Origin of the sequence: Pleomorphomonas diazotrophica, assembly GCF_002844595.1 — a bacterium.
Taxonomy (GTDB): domain Bacteria; phylum Pseudomonadota; class Alphaproteobacteria; order Rhizobiales; family Pleomorphomonadaceae; genus Pleomorphomonas; species Pleomorphomonas diazotrophica.
Genome location: NZ_PJNW01000006.1, coordinates 74,179 through 94,836, shown reverse-complemented (window position 1 = coordinate 94,836; position 20,658 = coordinate 74,179). Strand labels below are relative to the sequence as shown.

Genomic DNA, 20,658 nt, shown 5'->3' with positions numbered 1-20,658 from the left:
TTCCGGTGAACCTGATTCCACCGGAAGATCTCTGGTCTACCTCCAACTGCGACCGCGCTCGCGATGATGGGCGACCGCCGCCAGCACGCGCTGGCGCGACAGGTCGAGAAGGCGTCGCATCGCCGCCTCGGCCCGCTCGCCATCGCGCGCCAGGATGGCCGACAGCACCTCCTCATAGGGCGCGAGATCGATGGGCGTGCCGCTGGCATCCTTCTGTGTCAGGCTGAAGGAGGCCTTGAGCGCCGTCTTCACCGCGCCGCCGATGGTCACGAACAGGCCGTTGTGCGTCGCCGCGATGATGGCGAGGTGGAACTCGCTTTCAGCACCGGCGGCCAGCGGCGCCTGATCCAGCATCGACACCATGTCGGCATAGCGCCGCCCGATGCGGTCGTGGTCGTCCTGGGTGCCGGTACGCGCGGCGAGATAGCAGGCGCGCGGCTCGAAGCATTGGCGCACCTCGTAGAGATCCTCGATGATGCGCTCGTCGAACTGGGCGCTGAGACGCCAGGAGAGCACGTCGGGATCAAGAAGGTTCCAGTCGGCGAAGGGCAGCACGCGCGTGCCGAGCTTGGGCGCCACCTCGATCAGCCGCTTGGCGGCGAGGTTTTTCACCGCCTCACGCACCGTCGACCGGCTGACCCCATACTCCTGGCAAAGTTCGGCTTCGATCGGCAGCGAGTCGCCGGGGCCGAATTCGCCCGAGACGATGCGGGTACCGATGATGCGCGCGACCTGTGCGCTCATGGTGCCAATGGTGGAATCTCTCTCGAACATACTTCTCTTTCCCCGAGCGTCCACCGACGAGCCGAACCGGCCCGATCGAAGCGCGTCTGCTCAGCCACACCAATTCGAGCGCCAACCTGCCGGCCTTGTATCGACCCCTGGCAGGCGGACGCTCGGCCGTCCGGCGGGCTGGCTGCCCGTTCGGAAAGCGTGTCCGGTCGAGGCCCCGGCGTGAAACGGCACCCAGCGAGTCCCGCTCTTCCGCCCGGAAGCGCGCTCTAGCTGTAGCTTTTTCTCGCCAAAAATGTCCAACGCGAGGATTGACAAGGCCCCTGCTCGCCGTACAATCTTATCATCATACCATAAGAAGAAAACTGGTTTTGTGGAGGAGAATGCAGGTGAGCAGCATCGAACTGGATTCGGTGTCCAAGCGGTTCGGCTCCGTCGAGGTCATCTCGGAGCTGTCGCTGACCATCCACTCCGGCGAGTTCATCGCCTTCCTCGGCCCGTCGGGCTGCGGCAAATCGACGCTCCTGCGCATGATCGCCGGGCTGGAATCGGTCGACGGCGGCGAGATCCGCATCGGCGGCGAGCGGGTGGATCGTCTTCCCCCCGGGGCCCGCGGCGTCGCCATGGTGTTCCAGCACTATGCACTCTATCCGCACATGACCGTGTTCGATAACTTGGCTTTTGGTCTCAGGAACATTGGCACGGCCGAGGACGAAATCGCCCGCCGCATCGAGGAAGCCGCCCGCATCCTCGAGATCAGCCATCTCCTGAAGCGCAAGCCGGGCCAGCTCTCCGGCGGCCAGCGCCAGCGCGTCGCCATCGGCCGCGCCCTGGTCAAGGACCCCAAGGCCTATCTCTTCGACGAACCGCTTTCCAACCTCGACGCCGCCCTGCGTGTCCGCACCCGCGTCGAACTGGCCCGTCTGCACCAGCAGACCCGCGCCACCACCATCTTCGTCACCCATGATCAGGTCGAGGCGATGACGCTGGCGAGCCGCATCGTGGTGATGAATGCCCGCAAGGTCGAGCAGGTCGGCACGCCGATGGAAATCTACGGTCGCCCGGCCACCGAGTTCGTCGCCCGCTTCGTCGGCTCGCCGGCCATGAACTTCCTGCCGGTGCAGGTCAACGATCGCGGCGGCCTCGCCTCCGCCGTGCTCGGCGACGGCTCGATCATCGACACCCACGTTCCCGTGGCGGCCCTGCCGGGCGGCGATCTCCGCGTCGGCGTCCGTGCCGAGGCGATCCGCGTCCGGCCCGATGGCGCCCTCCCCGGCAAGGTGGAGGTGGTCGAGCGTCTCGGCGACCGCACCCATCTGCACATCCGCCTCATGGATGGCTCGACGCTGGTCGCCGAAGACACCGGCATCAGCCAGGTCCAGCCGGGCGATGCCGTGCGTCTCGCGGTCGAAGGCGCCACCGCGCATCTCTTCGACGCCGGCGGCCTCGCCTACCACGCACGCCAGTGACGGAGGGATCAATGACGGACGCAACGCTATCGCCCGGCAAGGCGGTCGCAGCGGTCAAGCGCCCGACGGGCGCCTCGATCGGCCCGCGCTGGAGCAACGCGCTGTTCGTGGCACCCTACATGGTGTTCTACGTCGTGCTGCTGGTCTACCCGCTGTTCAAGGGCATCTGGATGTCGATGCTCGAGTCCGACATGTTCGACGACACGTCGAAGTTTGCCGGGCTCGCCAACTACTATCGCCTGTTCAACGACAAGATCTTCATCGGCACGGTGTGGAACACCGTCCTCTTCGTTCTGATGACGGTGCCGGTGTTCGTGGCGATCGGCCTTCTCCTGGCACTCGCCCTCAACCGCAGCGACCGCACGTCGGCGACCTTGCGCGCCATCTTCTTCGGCACCTCGGTTCTGTCGGTCACCATCGTCACCATCATCTGGAAGATGATGTACATGCCCGGCAACGGCGCCATCGCCAGCCTGATGAGGCTGCTCGGCCTGGAGCCGATCGCCTTCATCACCACGGCGTCGCTGGCGCTGCCGGCCGTGGCCATCACCACCATCTGGTGGATCATCGGTCTGCCGATGATGCTGTTTCTCGCGGCCCTGCAGCAGATCCCCGGCGAGCTCTACGAGGCCGCCGCCCTCGACAATGCCAGCCGCTGGCGCTCCTTCTGGTCGATCACCCTGCCGTCGATCCGGCGCACCATGCTGGTCGTCGTCATCTACGAGATCGTCGCCCAGTTCCAGCTGTTCGGCCAGGCCCAGCTGCTCACCCAGGGCGGCCCCAACAACGCCTCGCGCCCGATCGTTCTGTTCATCTACGAACAGGGCTTCCGCTCCTGGAACCTCGGTTACGCCGCCGCCGCATCGGAAATCCTGTTCCTGATCATGGCGGTCGCCGCGCTCGCCCAGTTCTTCGCATCCCGCAAGCGCGTGGAGGAATAAGCCATGGCTGCCAGTGAACACATCGTCGGCCGCGGCATCGGCAACAAGCTGATCCTGTTCTCCGTCATCCTTGTCGCCATCATGTGGATGCTGCCGATCGCCTGGACGCTTCTCCTGTCGTTCAAGCCCAACTCGGAGCTGATGATCTCGACGGCCTCGGCCTTCCATCCGCCCTACACGATCAAGAATTACACGGATATTTTCCAGTCGTCGGGCGTGTTCCGTTGGCTGTGGAACAGCGCGGTGGTGTCGATCGGCGTCACCGTCGGCATCCTGGTGCTGTCCTCGCTCGCCGGCTACGGCTTCGCCCGCGCCGAGTTCAAGGGCCGCGACATCATCTTCGTGCTGGTGCTGCTCGGCCTCGCCGTGCCGGAGCAGGCGGTGATCATCGCCCGCCACCAGATGTTCTCCGACCTGAAGATGCACAACACCTACCCGGCGATCATCCTGCCTGGCCTGTCGAGTGCCTTCGGCGTCTTCCTGATGACCCAGTATTTCAAGGCGATCCCCAAGGATATCGACGAGGCGGCGATGCTCGACAATGCCTCGCGCTTCAAGATCTTCTGGAAGGTGCTGTTGCCCCTGACCATTCCGGCCCAGGCGACGCTCGGCATTTTCTCCTTCCTCGGCGCCTGGAACGACTACCTCTGGCCGCTGATCTCGGCCACCAAGCCGGAGATGTTCACCATCACCGTCGGCATGGCTTCGACCCAGACCAACTTCGCCCAGTCGGAAGGCCTCGGCTTCCTGATGGCGCAGGCGATCTTCGCCGGCCTGCCGGTGTTCATCGTCTACTTGTTCTTCCAGAAATACATCGTCCGGGCCGTGGCCGGCGCGGCGATCAACTGACCCCCGGAGGAGGGGTTCAGCAAGACGGAATCCAGCGCATATCCGGCCGAGCGCGAGGGTTTTTCAATGAGATCGGCCGTATTGGAGGAGGTCCAATGAGAAAGCTGACTACTGCCCTGCTGGCGGGTCTGGTCCTGACCGCCGGCGCCGGCGCCGCACTCGCGGCCGACAAGACCGAAATCTCTGTCGCCCGCTTCTTCGGCGCCTGCGAGGCGGACTATGGCACCGTCACCGACGTGACCAAGGCCAACGGCGAGTGCGGCATCATCACCGCGCTGATCAACAAGTTCAACGCCGAGAGCACCACCACCGTCGTCAAGCCGGAGATCGTCGAGTGGCCGGGCTATGACCAGCTCACCGCTCGCATCCGCTCGGGCGAGCCGCCGGTCATCTCTGTCATGCACGAGGCGGTCATCTCCGACTACTCGTCGCGCGGCCTGCTCGAGCCCCTCGACGAGGACTTCGCCAAGGCCGGCATCGACGTCAACGACATGACCGACGCCTCCCGCCAGGGTGTCACCAAGGATGGCAAGATCTACGCCATGCCCTTCGACACCCACACCTGGCTGTGGCACATCAACATGAACCTCTTCAAAGAGGCCGGCCTCGTCGATGGCGCGGGCAAGCCGATCCTGCCGAAGAGCACCGACGAGCTGATGCAGCAGGCCCAGCAGTTCAAGGACAAGACGGGCAAGCCCTACTTCATCTCGACGCTCGCCAACGAGACGGCCTTCTACACTCGCACCTTCGACACGCTGCTCTACCAGCAGAACGTCGACTTCTTCGCCGACCCGACCAAGGTGAACTTCTCGGCGCCGGAAGCGAAGAATGCCCTGCAGCTCCTGGCGGACATCTTCTCCAAGGACCTGACCACCAAGAACCAGGACTATGCGGCCTCCGTGTCGGCCTTCGCGGCCGGCGAGGGTGGCGTGTTCATCTGCGGTACCTGGCTGATCGACACCTACGACCAGGAATCCAAGAAGGACGGCGCGCTCGCCAACGGCTATGCCGTCACCGCCTTCCCGCAGCTCTACGCCGGCAGCCCGCGCGTCTGGGCCGACGGTCACAGCTGGGTTCTCCTGAAGCAGGACCTCTCCGACGCGCAGCGCGCCTCGGCGGTCGAGTTCATGAAGTTCCTCTGGGACAACAACTACGAGTGGGCCCGCACCGGCCACCTGCCGGTCCGCAAGTCGATCATCGAGAGCGAGCAGTTCAAGAACCTGCCGCATCGCGGTGACATCGCCTCGCTGGCCGTCAACGGCACCGCCCTGCCGTCGGCCGTCAAGCGCCAGTTCTCGATCCAGGAGATCGAGGGCGAGGAAGTCGGCTCTGCCATGCGCGGCGACAAGCCCGTCGAGCAGGCCCTGACCGACGCCGAGACCCGCATCAACGAGCTGCTCGCCAACGCGAAGTAAGCCCTGAAACTCTGCCCGGCCGGATCCTTGAGACCGGCCGGGCAGGACACCGCCGCGATCGTCCGGCCGGATCCTCCCACCGGTTGGAACGGGCGACATGCGCCTCCGATCCCTTGACCGGCAGAGAGCGACACCTCCCGACGTCGGGACGCCGCCCCTTCCGAGACCATCCCAACCCGAAAGCTGAAAGCCCATGACGTCCGCTCGTCTTATCGTCGACGCCGATTTTGCCATTTCCGATCTCGACCGCCGCGTGTTCGGCACCTTCGTCGAGCATATGGGGCGCTGCGTCTACACCGGCATCTTCGAGCCGGGCCACCCCACCGCCGACGAGAACGGCTTCCGTCAGGACGTTGCCGAACTCACCAAGGAACTCGGCGTCACCATCGTCCGCTATCCCGGCGGCAACTTCCTCTCCGGCTACAACTGGGAAGACGGCGTCGGCCCGAAGGAAGAGCGGCCGCGCCGCCTCGACCTTGCCTGGTTCTCCACCGAGACCAACGCCTTCGGCACCAACGAGTTCATCGACTGGGCCCGTCAGGTCGGCGTCGAGCCGATGTTCGGCGTCAATCTCGGCACGCGCGGCATCGACGATGCCCGCCGCTTCATCGAGTATTGCAACCATCCCGGCGGTACCGAACTCAGCGAGCTGCGCAAGAGCCACGGCTACGAAAAGCCGCATGACATCAAGTTCTGGTGCCTCGGCAACGAGATGGACGGCCCCTGGCAGATCGGCGCCAAGACGGCGGCCGAATATGGCCGCGCCGCCCACGAAACGGCCAAGGTGATGCGCTGGGTCGACCCGTCGATCGAGCTGGCCGCCTGCGGTTCGTCGAACCGCGACATGGCGACCTACGCCCGCTGGGAGTACGAGGTGCTCGACCACTGCTTCGACCACGTCGACTTCATCTCGCTGCATACCTATTTCATGAACCCGCATGACTCGACCGAGGAGTTCCTCGGCAACGTCGAGCTCCTGGACTATTTCATCAAGGAAGTGGTGGCGATCGCCGACGCCGTGGCGGCCACGCGCCGCTCGCAGAAGCGCATCATGCTGTCGCTCGACGAGTGGAACGTCTGGTACAAGGCGCGCGGTCATGACGATCTCCGCAAGCCCGGTTGGCCGGAGCATCCGCCGCTGATCGAGGAGGTCTACAATACCGAGGATGCGCTCCTGATCGGCGGCGCGCTGATCACGCTGCTCAACAACTCCGACCGCGTGAAGTGCGCCTGCCTGGCCCAGCTCGTCAACATCATCGGCCCGATCATGACCGAGCAGGGCGGCCCGGCCTGGCGGCAGACCATCTTCCATCCCTTCGCGCTGACGGCGAAGCATGCCAAGGGCCGCGTGCTCCGGACGCTCGCCACCTCCGGCAGCTTCGCCGGCAAGACCGCCGAGGAGATGCCTTACCTCGTCTCCGCCGTCACCGAGGACGAGAGCACCGGCGAGGTGGTGATCTTCGCGCTCAACCGCAACCTCGTCGAGCCGATGGACCTCAAGGTCGAGCTGCGCGGCTTCGGCGGCACGCGCGAGGTGGGCGAGGCGCTGCAGGTCTATCACCCCAACATGAAGGCGGTGAACACCAAGGACGCCCCGAACACCGTGGCGCCGGCGCCGATCAAGCAGGTCGGCATCGACAAGGACACGCTGACCGCCAAGCTGATGCCGGGCAGCTGGAACGTCATCGTCACCAAGCCGAAGGGCTGAAAAAGCGTAGGGCGGCCGCTTCCCCGGTCGCCCCACCCTGCCGGCGGCGTTTCGCCGACCGGCCCGCAAGAACGCCGCGACTCTCCCCCCGTCGCGGCGTTTGCCGTCTCGAGGCGCCAAAGTGCCGTCAGTCGAGAAGGTGGAAGACGACGTAGTGCTCGATCGGCTCGACGACCACCGTGATGTTCTTGGACTTCTCCTTGTCCCGGTAGCCGATGATCGTCTTGCCCAGCGTGGTCTTGGGCTCGTCGAGCTGCTCCCATTTCCTGACGTTCTGAATCCAGGCCCGGAGGTCGCGCACCGTCGAAATGGGGATGGAGTCCTCCTCCATCTTGAGCATGGAGCGTGCCCGGCTGTTGACCAGCAGGATGGCCGCATCTTCCAGCGATTTCTCCTCGCCGATCGTCTTGGTGGCGGCGACCATGCCGATGGACGACCTGTCGAAGGCCGCCTGGAGGATTTCGAGCTTGTCGTCGAGCGGTTCGGAATAGAGGAGCAGGAACTTGGTCGTCTGCCTCTCGTCCGAGACGAGCGGCAGGACGATGCGCTCCCAGCGGACGTGACGGGCGGAGAAGTCGGTGCGGAACTGCATGTAGCGCGGCCGCATGTCGGTGACAGCCGCATTGTAATGGCGCCGGAAGGACGGCCCCATGTTGCCCGAGATGGAAGACAGAAGCGCCCCTCGAAACACCCGTCCGTATTCGTGGACGGAGTTCGTGCCCTGATGGACGTAGATGAAGTCGTCCCCCTGCTGCAACAGCAGCATGGCGTCGTCGATATGCGTCTCTTCCTCGAAGCCGTAGAGCTCCTTGAGGAGCGGCGCCGCACCGGCCGAACGGCCCGCCTTGATCCAGTTCTCGAGACGGCTGCGCAGGAACAGCGATCGGCAGGCGCTGAAGACCGCCGTCCCTTCCCAGACCTGGATCTCGGAGCCACCCAGCCGCGTCAGGTCGGTCCGCACGGACGGCGGAGGCATTTCGGGCTTTAACTCACGAGGCTGATGCCGGCGATATAGTTCCGTATTGCGCATCTCGAACTCCTGGAAACCTAAATATCCAGGTCGACTTAAATATTCGTGAACCGGCGGTTGCATAATATTCTTCAAATACAACCAGACGAATCGCCCAGCCGTGAAATATATGCGCGATGCAAAATCAGGAAATAGCTACCCATATCAGGCAAGATGAAAACAACGAATAAAATGACTTGTTTTCTCTCTTGACCATGCCGATACCACAACCCCGTGAACAACGCTTCATTCCAGATAATGACAAAGATTTGAGACGATAATACGATTGTAATGCTTTCTTGGCGCGTCGAGATGCTGGCATGCGCCCGTCACCCCTGCGCGACCTTTCGTGACGACTAGGGATTCTTATCAGGCTTCGAATAAATACTTAGCCTTCCATTACCTCTAGCGGAACAAATGGAGCGATAGGCAACCGACACAACTTCGGAGCGAACAGACCAACTCGCGACCGGGGGCGGCTGTTGCGTCCCATCCTTGACCTTTCGGATATAGTTAGGTGAACCAAAGGTTAAGTCAGGCTAGAAAACTAGTTATTTTTGACATCCGCACCACTACGTCGAAGACCAGACATCAAGCAAGACAACCTACCTGCGAATATATGACGATACCCCCGGCAAAACGCTAACTATTTCCAAGGGATGAGGTTCTCATTTACCTCCCGTTTTTGTTTTGCCCCTACAAGTCACGTGTAGAATTGGGCTCCTCTGCCGGAGAGAAAACATGAACACCATCCGTGGTCGGTTGATTGCGATCGTCGGCGTTCTCTGTCTCAGCTTCATCCTGCTTTCGGTCTATTCGGTGGTGCAGTTCCGCTCCACCCTCTACTCGGAGACCGATCATCGCCTGCAGAACATGGTGGACAGCGCCTACAGCATATTCGTCGGCTACCAAGAACGGGTGGCAAGCGGCGAGATTTCCGAAGAGGACGCAAAGGCCCAGGCGCTCGCCGCCATCAAGACCATGCGCTATGACGGCACCGGCTATTACTGGGTGCATGACCTCCATCCCACGATGATCATGCATCCCACCGTGCCGAAGCTGAACGGCCAGGATCTCACCACCTACAAGGGCACCGACGGCACGGCCATTTTCATCGGCATGAACGAGGCGATCAAGGCGGCCGGCGGCGACGAGGCCTCCTACAGCTACCAATGGTCCAAGCCCGGCGAGCCGGCGGAAAAGCTGTTTCCGAAGCGGTCCTTCGTCAAGCTCTTCAAGCCCTGGGGCTATGTGATCGGCACCGGCCTTTACGTCGACGACCTCGATGCCCAGACCTTCCGTCTGACCGCCATTCTCGCCACCATCTGCGTGGCTCTGCTGGTCTTCGCCGCCGTTCTGGCGCTGCTCATCATGCGATCCATCCTGAGACCGCTGGCCACGGCCGTCGAGGAACTGCGCACCCTGGCGACCGGCAACACCGACATCTATCTCGATCAATCGGGCGGGCTGAAGGAGATTGCCGCCATGCGCCACGCCGTCGCCTATTTCCGCGACGCCATCATCGAGCGCAAGAAGCTGAGTGACGAGCAGGAGAAGGAGAACCGGAAGCAGCGCGAGCGCCAGCAGCGCATCGAGTCTCTGGTTGACGCCTTCCGCGGCAACATCACGGGCTCTCTCGGTGCCGTGGTGAGCACCGCCGGCGCCATGACCAACACGGCCAACACGCTCAACAGCATCGCCGATGCAACGTCCAACCAGGCGACCGGCGCGGCATCGGCGTCGGAAGAGGCAGCCGCTGCGGTCGGCGCTGTCGCCTCGGCCACCGAGGAACTGTCGGCCTCGGTGCGGGAGATTTCCCGTCAGGTGTCGCAGACCAAGGATATCGTCCGCAGCGCCACCAGCGCCGCCACCTCCACCAGCCAGAAGATCGACGGGCTCGTCACCTCGGTCGAACGCATCGGCACGGTGGTTCAGCTCATCTCCGACATCGCCGAACAGACCAATCTTCTGGCTCTCAACGCCACCATCGAGGCGGCACGGGCGGGCGAGGCCGGCAAGGGCTTCGCCGTGGTGGCCTCGGAAGTCAAGTCGCTCGCCTCGCAGACGGCCAATGCCACCGGCGAGATCTCCGAACAGATCTCCAACGTGCAGTCCTCGACCTCCGAAGCGGTGTCGGCCATCCGCCAGATCACCCAGATCATGACCGATATCGACAACAGCACCTCGGCCATCGTGTCTGCCGTCGAGCAGCAGGGTCTTGCCACGCAGGAGATCTCGCACAACATCACGGAAACGGCCAACGGCGCCAAGGACGTGGTGCGGGCCATGACCCAGGTGTCCGGCCGCGTCGGCGAAACGCTCCACTGCGCCACCGACGTGCTCGACGCCTCGAAACTGGTGACCGACCGCTCCGGCGACCTGCGCAAGACGGTGGAGCAGTTCCTGAACGACGTCTCGGCGGCGTGAGGTCACACCGCTTCAGACCATGACGAAGGGCCGCCATCCCCTCTGGGGTGGCGGCCTTTTCCATTCGCGGACAAGCAACGACGGAATGCGCTGGAGGCCAGTCCCAGCGGCAGCAGGTCGAGAGATAACTTGGGGGAATTGATTGGCACTCCCAACCGGACTCGAACCGGTGTTTTCGCCGTGAGAGGGCGACGTCCTAGACCGCTAGACGATGGGAGCGCGGTACGCTCTGAAAGCGTGGGGCGGATATAGCGAAGCCCCTCCGGGAGCGCAAGGGGGAATTTCATTTTCCGGCTCGGCTTTTGCCGGGCGCGGCGGGAAGCCCTTTCAGCCCTGTGGGAATCCCTGATCGGCGACCCATTGTGATCGCTCGAGGCCATCCTACGGGGCGCCCGCTTTCCACTTGCGACGACGCATTGCACGCCCGCTCTGGACATCGGCGCCCCGGACGGTCATAACTGACGCCGTTCCGAGGGGTGTCCTCCATCCGGGAGGGCTGAGATGATCCGCGAGGCGGATCGAACCCTTCGAACCTGATCCGGGTCATACCGGCGAAGGGACGGAACCTCATGGCCTCGGTCGCGTCGCACGCGACACATCCGGCCATGTCTCCCCCCACGCCGCAGGCCCATCCGCCCTTCCGGGGCGCCGTGCGCGATGGGGATGACGATGCAGCCGAAGACGATGCTTGCCAGCGGGCTCGCCATGGGCCGTGGCGTCGCCCTCCAGGCGCTGGTCTCCTTTGCCGCCGTGCTCGTGCTCTGGCAGGCGGCGGCGACCGGTCTCGCCCTCCCCTCCTTCCTGCTGCCGTCGCCGGCCGATGTGGTCGCCGCCTATGGCGCCTATGGCCCGCGCCTTCTGACGGAAGCCGGCGTCACCTTGGCGGAGACCATGCTCGGCCTTGCCGCTGGCATTGCCTTCGGCCTTCTGGCCGGCTTTGCCGTATCCGCCTCGCCGCTCGCCGGCCGGCTCTTGTCGCCGCTGCTCGTCGTCAGCCAGGCGCTGCCGGTCTTCGCGCTGGCGCCGCTCCTGGTGCTGTGGTTCGGCTTCGGCCTCGCCTCCAAGGTGGTGATGACCACCCTGGTGATCTTCTTCCCCGTCGCCTCCGCCTTCGCCGACGGCCTCCGCCGTACGCCGCCGCATTTCCTCGACCTCGCCCGTCTCAATGGCGCCGGCCGCCTCAGGACGCTGAGGCTGATCCGCGTGCCCGCCGCTTTGCCGGCGCTGGTCACCGGCATCCGCGTCGCCGCCGTCTACGCGCCGATCGGTGCGGTGATCGGCGAGTGGGTCGGCGCCTCGCGCGGCCTCGGCCTTCTGATGGTGCAGGCCAACGCCCGCATGCAGACGCCCCTCTTGTTCGCCGCCCTCGGCGTGCTGGCTGCAGCGACCCTGCTCCTGAAGATTGCCGTCGACCGGCTGACGCTCCGCCTCATTCCCTGGATCGAGAAAGACTGAACCGCCCGAAAGGATCACCCATGCGCCTTCTGCCCGCCCTCGCCGCCGCCCTGATGCTCGCCGCCGCCCCGGCGTCGGCCACTGAGAAGCTCTCGGTGCTGCTCGAATGGTTCGTCAATCCCGACCACGCGCCGCTGGTCGTCGCCAAGGAGAAGGGCCTCTTCGCCGCCCATGGCCTCGATGTCGACCTCGTCGCTCCGGCCGATCCGTCGGCGCCGCCGCGGCTCGTCGCCGCCGGACAGGCCGACGTGGCGCTGCATTACCAGCCAAGCCTCAGCCTCGACGTCGAGGCCGGCCTGCCGCTCGTCCGCTTCGGCACGCTGATCGAGACGCCGCTCAACACGCTGATCGCCCTGAAGGACGGGCCGATCAAGTCGCTGGCCGATCTCAAGGGCCGCAAGATCGGCTATTCGGTGTCCGGCTTCGAGGATGCCATGCTCGGCCAGTTCCTGAAGACGGCTGGCCTCACCATCGAAGACGTCGAGCTGATCAACGTCAACTTCGCCCTGTCGGCGTCGCTGCTCGCCGGCCAGGTCGACGCGGTGGTTGGCGGCTATCGCAACTTCGAGCTCAACCAGATGAAGATCGAGGGTCATGAGGGCGTCGCCTTCTATCCGGAAGAGAATGGCATGCCGGCCTATGACGAGCTGATCTACGTGACGCGCAAGGAACTCGTCCCCGACAAGCGCCTGCCTCAGTTCCTTGCCGCCGTCGAGGAGGCGACCATCTACCTTACCAACCACCCGGACGACGCCTGGGCGCTGTTCGTCAAGGCCTATCCCGACCTCGACGACGAGCTCAACCGCCGCGCCTGGGCCGACACGCTGCCGCGTTTTGCCAAGCGGCCGGCCGCACTCGATGCCGGCCGCTACGCCCGCTTCTCTCAGTTCATGAAGGATGCCGGCCTCATCAAGACGGTGAAGCCGGTCGAGGATTACGCGGTGGAGCTGCGCTGAACACCGGCAAACAAAATCGCCCGGAAGCTTCCAGCTTTCGGGCGCCTCATCGGACGGACAGGACGGAGAAAAGCAGCGTCAGCACTCGCCGACAGCGTGAAGCTTGACCGGCTCGGCGCAACCGCAGCCCTCGCCACGGCAGGCTTCCTCGTCGGCGCCGCCCGGCGGCTCGGCGGCCGTCTCGATGGCGAAGCGAATGCCGGCGAGCACGTCGTCGATGCGCGGCTGGGCGACCGGTACCGTCTGGACGAAGCCGGCATAAAGTCGGCCGTCGGGCTTGATGAAGAACATGCCCGGCTCGACGAACCAGCTGGGTTCGGTGACGCCCTCGAAGCCCTTGCCGCGCCCTTCGCTGAGATAGAGGCCCCAGTCGCGGGCCTGATCGATGGTCAGGCCCCAGCACACCGTCAGTTCGTCGAGATGCCAGTCGCGCACCGTCCGCTCGGCGCGCTCGCGGTCGTCGGCGGAAACGGCGAGCACGCGGACGCCCAGCTTGCGGAACTCCTCGTAGCGCGCCTCATAGGCCTGGAGCTGCGCCTTGCAGAAGCCGCAATGCAGGCCACGATAGAACAGCACCAGCGTGAAATGCTGGGGCTTCTGGTCGCACAGCCGCCAGCACGGACCACCAACGGTCTTCACCCGTAGTTGGGGAACCATCTGGTTCGGCATGAGGCGGATGGGCATGTTCATCGGAACGCGAAACTCGCAGGGCTCGTCGCAAGACTTATACGACAGGAATGGCGGAGATCGCCACTCTTCTTAACGCCCCTAATCTGCTTATTGTGCGTTCACAGGTTAAGAAGTCCCCCATCACGTTTAGCGGAGCTAGCCGAAAGTCTTGTAGAAAGAAGCCCTTCCGGCCGTATCCGACCCGATTTTGACAACCGGAGCGTGGGCGATATCGGCATATACCCGTAACCGCAGCCCCCGTTCGGCCCCGATCAGCCGGTGAGGCCGGGGATTTCCATCCCCAAGGCACCCGCCACCAGCACGGCGTTGAGCGACAGGACCACCACGGTGGCGGCGATCGCCAGGGCATCGGTCAACCGGCCGTTGGCATAGGGGCCCATGATGTCGGCCCGGCGGGTGAGCAGCACGAGGGCGATCATCGGCACCGGCAACGACAGCGACAGCACCACCTGGCTGATGACCAGCGCGTCGGTGGCATTGACGCCGGCAGCCACCACGGCGAAGGCCGGGATCATGGTGACGAGGCGGCGGATGACCACCGGGATCTCCATGCGGACGAAGCCCTGCATGATCATCTGCCCGGCCATGGTGCCCACCACCGACGAGGAGATGCCGGAGGCGATCAGCGACACCAGGAACACGCCGGCGGCGGCGGCGCCCAAGAGCGGGGTCAGGGTGTGGTAGGCGGTCTCGATCTCGGCGACGTCGCTGTGGCCGGCGTGGAAGGCCGAGGCGGCCATCATCACCATGGCGATGTTGACGAGGCCGGCAACGGCCAGCGCGGCCACCACCTCGATGTTGGAGAACTTCAGCACCTTGCGGCGCTCGCCCTCGTTGCGCACCGGCGCCCGGCCCTGGGTGAGGCCGGAGTGGAGATAGACGGCATGCGGCATGACGGTGGCACCGATGATGCCGACGGCCAGCGTCAGCGCGCCGGCGTCCGGCAGGCTCGGAGTGACGGCGCCGGTGGCGGCCGCCGCCCAGTCGATGGGAGCGATCAGCATCTCGATCAGGTAGCTGACGCCGATGACGCCGACGAGGCCGCCGATGATCAGTTCCATCGGCCTGTAACCGCCGCGGTCGAACATCAGGAGCGCGTAGGTGACGAGGGCGGTGATCACCATACCGGTGAGAAGCGAGGTGCCGAACAAGAGCGACAGGCCGATCGCCCCGCCCAGGAATTCGGCAAGGTCGGTGGCCATGGCGGCGATCTCGGAGACGATCCACATGAAGATCACCACCGGGAAGGGGAAATGGTCGCGGCTCATTTCGGCGAGGTTGCGGCCGGTGACGATGCCGAGCTTGGCCGACAGCGCCTGGAACAGCATGGCGACGAGGTTGGCCATCACCACCACCCAGATCAGCGCGTAGCCATAGCCGGCGCCGGCCCCGATGTTGGTGGCGTAGTTGCCGGGGTCCATGTAGGCGATGGAGGCGATCACCGCGGGACCGACGAAGGCCAGCATGGCCCGTGGGCCCCTGAGCCGTCCCGCCAGCGCTTCGGAGATGGCCAGCGACGTGCGGCCGGTCATTCCGGAGGGGGTAACGCTGAGGGCGGACTGGGAGAGAACGGACATGGGAGGCACCAGAAGTTTCCTACGCTTTGAAATATAGCATCGGCTACATTTCCGTCAAGCCAGATGCGACTGACTTGCAATAAAATCTGTCCGTCCGCCTTCGGTTCCGCTAAAAGCAGGAACTGAACAGTCGATTGCAAATCTTAGCCATGGCTGCATAGTGTGCCGCGTCAGCAGGACGCGGTGGAATCGCCGCGCCAGAAACAGGACCCAGGACATGTCGAGCGATGATCTTGCGCCCGAGGATGCCGTCACCGAGACGACCGACGCCGACCGCTTCACCAACGCCCGCGCCATCCGCTCGACCGCCCTGTTCGAGGACTACACCGAGCTGATCGCCGACCTCACCGAGGAGTTCGGCGAGGCGCGCATCACCGATATCGCCCGCCGGCTCGGCGTCACCCACCCCACCGCCAACAAGGCGGTGCTCCGGTTGAAGCGCGAGGGCCTCGCCATATCCCGGCCCTATCGCGGTGTGTTCCTCACCGAAGCAGGCGTTGCCATGGCAAAAGCGGTGAAGGCCCGCCACCGCCTGGTCGTCCGCCTGCTGATCGCCGTCGGCGTACCGCCCGAGGCGGCGGAGATGGATGCCGAGGGGATCGAGCACTATGTCTCCGAGACGACGCTGAAGGCTTTCGAGGCCTATCTCGACGGCCGCGATTGAATCGGTATTGACAACCATCCCGCGAGGTTCTACTCCCCCGCCCGGTCCCTGGCACCGGCCGCCCGCATGCGCAAAGCATTGGTGAAGCCAGTTTTCTTGTCTCCATCGGTCATTCCCACTCCGACGTGCGGCAATGCGGGCCCCTCATCTGTTTGCCGGAGTGTACCGGGGGCAAGTCATGTCCGAACAAGACAACGCGCATAATCCCTATCTCCACGGCTCGCTCACGCGCGTCTTCCTGCGCACCGCCGCGCCGATCGTGCTGTTCATGACGGTGAGCGGCCTCTACACCGTGATCGACGCCCTTCTGCTCGGCCGCCTTGCCGGGCCGAAGGCGCTCACCGCCGTCACCCTGATGTTCCCGGTGATGATGCTGATCGTCGCCCTGCAGAGCATGGTGTCCTCGGGCATGGCGTCCATCGTCGGCCGCCAGATCGGCGCCGGCGACATCCGCGCCGCCGAGGGCACGCTCAACGCCGCCAATCTCCTCGCCCTGATCGTCTGCGGCCTGTTGATCCTGGCGCTGTTCTTCACCGGCGGGCCGCTGACGCGCGCCCTGTCGGAAGGCGATCCGGAACTCGCCCGCATGGGCCTTCAGTTCACCGCCATCATGGTGGTGTTCTCGCCCTTCAGCTTCTTCCTGGCGATCCAGGGCGACGCGTTGCGCTCGGAGGGCAAGGTGGGGACGATGGCCGCCGTCGCCATCGCCGTGACGCTGCTGAACATCCTCTTCAACTACATCCTGATCGGCCCCTTCGGCCTCGGTGTCGTCGGCTCGGCCGCCGGCACCGTGCTGGCGCAGGTGGTGGCGATCGCCGCCGTGCTCTACCTGCGCCTCACCGGCCGCACGCGGCTGCCGCTCTACGCCCATGGCACCGGCTCCTTCCTCGCCAACTGGAAGGAAATGCTGGCGCTCGGCGGGCCGCCGTCGCTCGGCCTGCTCGGCATCAGCCTATCGAGCGGCCTGATCATCGCCGACATCCAGCTCTGGCCGACCGCAGACCCGGCCGCCACGGTGGCCGCCTATGGCGTGTTCACCCGCGTCATGACCTTCGCCTTCCTGCCGCTGCTCGGCGTCACGATGGCCTGCCAGTCGATCGCCGGCAACAATTTCGGCGCCGGGCTGCATGATCGGGTGAAGACGACACTGAAGATCGCCTTCGGCGTCGCCCTGGTCTATGCCGCCGTCTTCGAGGTCATGTTCGTCTTCCTGGCGATGCCGCTCGGCGGCCTGTTCGTCAGCGACTACCAGGTGATCGGCGAGGTGGCGCGCATCATGCCGATCACCACCGTCACCTATGTGCTGTCGGCGCCGCTGATGGTCCTCGGCGGCTACTATCAGGCGCTGGGCATGGCCGGCAGCGCGGCCATCCTCAACCTCGTCCGCACCTATGTCATCGGCCTGCCGCTGCTGGCGCTCCTGCCGATGGTCTTCGGCGAGTTCGGCATCTGGATCGCCTACCCGGTCGGCGACGTGGTGATGCTCGGCGTGGTGGCCGTCCTGCTCCTCTGGAATGCCCGGCGCCATCATCTCGCCTGGGGCATCTTCCACCGCCACCAAGCCTGACCCCGCAATGAAAAGGGCCGCCGCGTTCGTCGCGACGGCCCTATTGTTTTCAGCCTGCCCCAAACCTCATTCGAGGTTCTTGACGATGGTCTCCACCATCTTCTTGGCGTCGGCGAACAACATCATGGTGTTGTCGCGGAAGAACAGCTCGTTCTCGACGCCGGCATAGCCCGAGCCCATGCCGCGCTTGACGAACAGCACCGTGCCGGCCTTCTCGACGTCGAGGATCGGCATGCCGAAGATCGGCGAGGTCTTGTCGGTCTTGGCTGCGGGGTTGGTGACGTCGTTGGCGCCGATGACGAAGGCGACGTCGGCGGTGGCGAACTCGGAGTTGATGTCCTCGAGCTCGAACACCTCGTCATAGGGCACCGACGCCTCGGCGAGCAGCACGTTCATGTGGCCGGGCATGCGGCCGGCCACCGGGTGGATGGCATATTTCACTTCGACGCCCTCCGCCTTCAGCTTGTCGGCCATCTCGCGCAGCGCGTGCTGGGCCTGGGCCACCGCCATGCCGTAGCCGGGGACGATGATCACCTTGGAGGCGTTCTTCATGATGAAGGCGGCGTCCTCGGCCGAACCCTGCTTGACCGGCCGCTGCTCCACCGCGCCGCCGGCCGCCGCCGTCTCGCCGCCGAAACCGCCCAGGATGACGGAGATGAACGAGCGGTTCATGCCCTTGCACATGATGTAGCTGAGTATGGCGCCCGACGAGCCGACCAGCGCGCCGGTGATGATCAGCGCCGTGTTGCCCAGCGTGAAGCCGATGCCGGCCGCCGCCCAGCCCGAGTAGCTGTTCAGCATGGAGACGACGACGGGCATGTCGGCGCCGCCGATCGGGATGATGATCAGGCCGCCGAAGGCCAGCGACACCAGCACGATCAGCCAGAACACGAAATGGCTTTCCGTGTTGACCAGCACCACCACCAGCACGACCAGCAGCGCGGCCAGCGCCGCGTTGACGATGTGACGGAAGGGCAGGATGATCGGCTTGCCGCTCATCCGGCCGTCGAGCTTGAGGAAGGCGATCACCGAACCGGTGAAGGTGATGGCGCCGATGGCGACGCCGAGGCTCATCTCGACCAGCGCCTGTCCGTGGATCGCGCCGGGCAGGCCGATGCCGAAGGCCTCCGGCGCGTAGAGCGCGGCAGCGGCCACCAGCACGGCGGCGAGGCCGACGAGGCTGTGGAAGGCGGCGACCAGCTGCGGCATGGCCGTCATGGCGATCTTGCGGGCGATATAGGCGCCGACGGCGCCACCGATGGCGAGACCGACGACGATCAGCGCATAGGCGCCGAAGGACGGCTTGATCGAGGCGAGCGTCGTGCCGATGGCGATCGCCATGCCGAGCATGCCCAGGAGGTTGCCGCGCCGGGCCGTCACCGGGCTGGACAGTCCCCTGAGCGCCAGGATGAACAGGGCGCCGGAGACGAGATAGAGGACGGCGGAAAGATTGGCTGTCATGTCCGTGTCCTCAGTGCTTCTTCTTGTACATGGCGAGCATGCGGCTGGTGACCAGGAAGCCACCGAAGATGTTCACCGATGCCAGGACGACGGCGACGAAGCCGAAGCCGCGCGACACGCCGGTGCCGGGCGCCAGGAACTCGACGCCGACGGCCAAGAGCGCGCCGACGATGATCACCGAGGAGATGGCGTTGGTCACCGCCATTAGCGGCGTGTGGAGCGCCGGGGTCACCGACCACACCACGAAATAGCCGACGAAGATCGCCAGGACGAAGATCGAGAGACGGAACACGAAGGGGTCGATCACCCCGCCCGAAAGGGCGTGGGCGGCGGCGGCCGCCGCGTCGGCGGTGGCGCCCGCCTGACCGGAAGCAACGGCATCGGCGGCGGCGTTGGCGGCGGCTTCGGCGGCGCGGGCCGCCTCGGCGGCAGCGCGCGCGGCCAGCCGCGCCTGTTCTAGGGCCTGTTCGGCCGTGAGCGTAGAGGACATCGGACGGTCTCCGCGTCAGTTCAGGAAGGCGGGATGGATGACGGCGCCGTCGCGCGTCAGCGCGGTCGCCTTGACGAGTTCGTCGTCCCAGTTGACGGCCAGAACCTTCGCCGTCTTGTCGATCAGCGTCTCGACGAAGGCGAAGAGGTTCTTGGCATAGAGCTGGGAGGCGGTGGCGGCGATGCGGCCGGGCACGTTGCGGTGACCGACGATGCGGATGCCTTCCGGCGTCGTCACGATCTCACCAAGCTTGGCGCCTTCGACATTGCCGCCGCGCTCGACGGCGAGGTCGACCAGCACCGAACCGGGCTTCATGGACTTCACCATGTCGGCCGAGACGAGGCGCGGCGCCGGCCGGCCGGGGATCAGCGCGGTGGTGATGACGATGTCCTGCTTCTTGATGTGCTCGGCGACCAGCGCCGCCTGCTTGGCCTGATATTCGGCCGACATCGGCTTGGCGTAGCCCGCCGCCGTTTCGGCCTGCTTGAACTCCTCGTCCTCCACGGCGACGAACTTGGCGCCGAGGCTTTCCACCTGTTCCTTGGCGGCGGGGCGTACGTCGGTCGCCGTCACCACGGCGCCGAGCCGGCGGGCGGTGGCGATGGCCTGCAGACCGGCGACGCCGGCGCCCATCACGAAGACGCGCGCCGCCGGCACGGTGCCGGCCGCGGTCATCATCATGGGAATGGCCCGGCCATATTCGGAAGAAGCGTCGATGACCGCCTGATAGCCGGCGAGGTTGGCTTGGCTCGACAGGACGTCCATCACCTGGGCGCGGGTGATGCGCGGCATGAACTCCATGGCGAAAGCGGTGACGCCGGTGCCGGCCATCGCCTTGACGGCGGCATCGTCGCCATAGGGATCCATCATGGCAACGGCGAGCGCACCCGTCTTGAGCTGCGACAGCACGTCCTGAGACGGACGTCGTACCGTCAGCAGCACGTCGGCGTCACGTACCGCGTCCGCAATACTTTCAGCCACCACAGCGCCGACCATCGTGTAGTCGAAGTCCAGGATGAGCGAACGCAGTCCGGCACCGGCTTCCACGACAACCGTGGCGCCTAGGGCGATGAAGCGCTTGGCCGTCTCGGGCGTGATGGCGACGCGCCCCTCCTCGGGATCGGGTTCTTTCAACACCGCAATCTTCATTGAGCTTCTCCAGGGTGTCTCACATATGCCGGCACCGAGAGAACGCCCTCCTTCCCTCCCCGGAAGACGAGCCGAGGCCGGCCAGACCTCCGGAAAAAC

The 20,658-nt window shown here is 65.1% G+C and carries 17 protein-coding genes, 1 tRNA gene and 1 riboswitch; of the genes, 10 read left to right on the top strand and 8 right to left on the bottom strand.

What is annotated here, in order from left to right; translation table 11 throughout:
• Positions 1-36: 36 nt before the first annotated feature.
• On the bottom strand, positions 37-774 hold the full coding sequence (locus tag CXZ10_RS10395) for a FadR/GntR family transcriptional regulator (RefSeq protein ID WP_101289095.1): 738 nt from the start codon (positions 772-774) through the stop codon (positions 37-39).
• Positions 775-1,115: 341 nt separating this feature from the next.
• On the opposite strand from CXZ10_RS10395, the gene CXZ10_RS10390 reads away from it, so the two are divergent.
• The 5 genes from CXZ10_RS10390 (at position 1,116) to arfA (ending at position 7,114) form a co-directional block, all read left to right on the top strand.
• Positions 1,116-2,201, top strand: coding sequence for an ABC transporter ATP-binding protein (locus CXZ10_RS10390; protein WP_101289094.1), 1,086 nt, complete (start codon positions 1,116-1,118; stop codon positions 2,199-2,201).
• A gap of 11 nt (positions 2,202-2,212) precedes the next feature.
• Positions 2,213-3,142 (top strand): carbohydrate ABC transporter permease, encoded by a 930-nt coding sequence (locus tag CXZ10_RS10385; RefSeq protein ID WP_101289093.1) that lies wholly within the window; start codon positions 2,213-2,215, stop codon positions 3,140-3,142.
• 3 nt (positions 3,143-3,145) lie between these two features.
• A complete protein-coding gene (locus tag CXZ10_RS10380; RefSeq protein WP_101289092.1) occupies positions 3,146-3,991 on the top strand; it encodes a carbohydrate ABC transporter permease in 846 nt (281 codons plus the stop codon).
• A gap of 95 nt (positions 3,992-4,086) precedes the next feature.
• Positions 4,087-5,406: an extracellular solute-binding protein gene (locus CXZ10_RS10375; RefSeq protein ID WP_101289091.1), complete on the top strand. Its 1,320-nt coding sequence runs from the start codon at positions 4,087-4,089 to the stop codon at positions 5,404-5,406.
• Between the two features lie 193 nt (positions 5,407-5,599).
• Complete coding sequence (arfA, locus tag CXZ10_RS10370) at positions 5,600-7,114, top strand: arabinosylfuranosidase ArfA (protein WP_101289090.1); 1,515 nt, start codon at positions 5,600-5,602, stop codon at positions 7,112-7,114.
• A gap of 127 nt (positions 7,115-7,241) precedes the next feature.
• On the opposite strand, the gene CXZ10_RS10365 is transcribed toward arfA, so the two are convergent.
• On the bottom strand, positions 7,242-8,090 hold the full coding sequence (locus tag CXZ10_RS10365) for a hypothetical protein (protein WP_101289089.1): 849 nt from the start codon (positions 8,088-8,090) through the stop codon (positions 7,242-7,244).
• A gap of 774 nt (positions 8,091-8,864) precedes the next feature.
• Between CXZ10_RS10365 and CXZ10_RS21900 the strand changes: the two genes are divergently transcribed.
• The gene (locus CXZ10_RS21900) at positions 8,865-10,550 is read left to right on the top strand and encodes a methyl-accepting chemotaxis protein (RefSeq protein ID WP_101289088.1); all 1,686 of its coding nucleotides are present in this window, start codon (positions 8,865-8,867) and stop codon (positions 10,548-10,550) included.
• A gap of 143 nt (positions 10,551-10,693) precedes the next feature.
• Here the strand turns inward: CXZ10_RS21900 and CXZ10_RS10355 are convergent.
• Positions 10,694-10,769 (bottom strand) — tRNA-Glu (locus CXZ10_RS10355).
• 243 nt (positions 10,770-11,012) lie between these two features.
• A riboswitch (TPP riboswitch) is annotated at positions 11,013-11,127 on the top strand.
• 92 nt (positions 11,128-11,219) lie between these two features.
• Here CXZ10_RS10355 and CXZ10_RS10350 point away from each other — a divergent pair.
• Both CXZ10_RS10350 and CXZ10_RS10345 read left to right on the top strand, forming a co-directional pair.
• The gene (locus CXZ10_RS10350; RefSeq protein ID WP_244617269.1) at positions 11,220-12,005 is read left to right on the top strand and encodes an ABC transporter permease; all 786 of its coding nucleotides are present in this window, start codon (positions 11,220-11,222) and stop codon (positions 12,003-12,005) included.
• 20 nt (positions 12,006-12,025) lie between these two features.
• Positions 12,026-12,961, top strand: a complete 936-nt coding sequence (locus tag CXZ10_RS10345) for an ABC transporter substrate-binding protein (RefSeq protein ID WP_101289087.1) — start codon at positions 12,026-12,028, stop codon at positions 12,959-12,961.
• 78 nt (positions 12,962-13,039) lie between these two features.
• Here the strand turns inward: CXZ10_RS10345 and CXZ10_RS10340 are convergent, their stop codons facing one another.
• Positions 13,040-13,651, bottom strand: a complete 612-nt coding sequence (locus CXZ10_RS10340) for a peroxiredoxin-like family protein (protein ID WP_101289086.1) — start codon at positions 13,649-13,651, stop codon at positions 13,040-13,042.
• 251 nt (positions 13,652-13,902) lie between these two features.
• Positions 13,903-15,228, bottom strand: coding sequence for an Nramp family divalent metal transporter (locus tag CXZ10_RS10335; RefSeq protein WP_101289085.1), 1,326 nt, complete (start codon positions 15,226-15,228; stop codon positions 13,903-13,905).
• Positions 15,229-15,445: 217 nt separating this feature from the next.
• On the opposite strand from CXZ10_RS10335, the gene mntR reads away from it, so the two are divergent.
• Both mntR and CXZ10_RS10325 read left to right on the top strand, forming a co-directional pair.
• Positions 15,446-15,892 (top strand): manganese-binding transcriptional regulator MntR, encoded by a 447-nt coding sequence (gene mntR, locus CXZ10_RS10330; protein WP_101289084.1) that lies wholly within the window; start codon positions 15,446-15,448, stop codon positions 15,890-15,892.
• A 178-nt stretch (positions 15,893-16,070) separates the two neighbouring features.
• Positions 16,071-17,459 (top strand): MATE family efflux transporter, encoded by a 1,389-nt coding sequence (locus tag CXZ10_RS10325; protein WP_180335943.1) that lies wholly within the window; start codon positions 16,071-16,073, stop codon positions 17,457-17,459.
• Positions 17,460-17,525: 66 nt separating this feature from the next.
• On the opposite strand, the gene CXZ10_RS10320 is transcribed toward CXZ10_RS10325, so the two are convergent.
• Genes CXZ10_RS10320 through CXZ10_RS10310 form a run of 3 tightly spaced genes read right to left on the bottom strand, consistent with a single transcriptional unit; the run spans position 17,526 to position 20,559 of the window.
• A complete protein-coding gene (locus tag CXZ10_RS10320) occupies positions 17,526-18,920 on the bottom strand; it encodes an NAD(P)(+) transhydrogenase (Re/Si-specific) subunit beta (protein WP_101289082.1) in 1,395 nt (464 codons plus the stop codon).
• Between the two features lie 10 nt (positions 18,921-18,930).
• Complete coding sequence (locus CXZ10_RS10315) at positions 18,931-19,410, bottom strand: proton-translocating transhydrogenase family protein (protein ID WP_101289081.1); 480 nt, start codon at positions 19,408-19,410, stop codon at positions 18,931-18,933.
• 15 nt (positions 19,411-19,425) lie between these two features.
• Positions 19,426-20,559 carry a Re/Si-specific NAD(P)(+) transhydrogenase subunit alpha gene (locus tag CXZ10_RS10310; protein ID WP_101289080.1) on the bottom strand — a complete coding sequence of 378 codons (1,134 nt, stop codon included), beginning with the start codon at positions 20,557-20,559 and terminating at the stop codon, positions 19,426-19,428.
• Positions 20,560-20,658 lie beyond the last annotated feature (99 nt).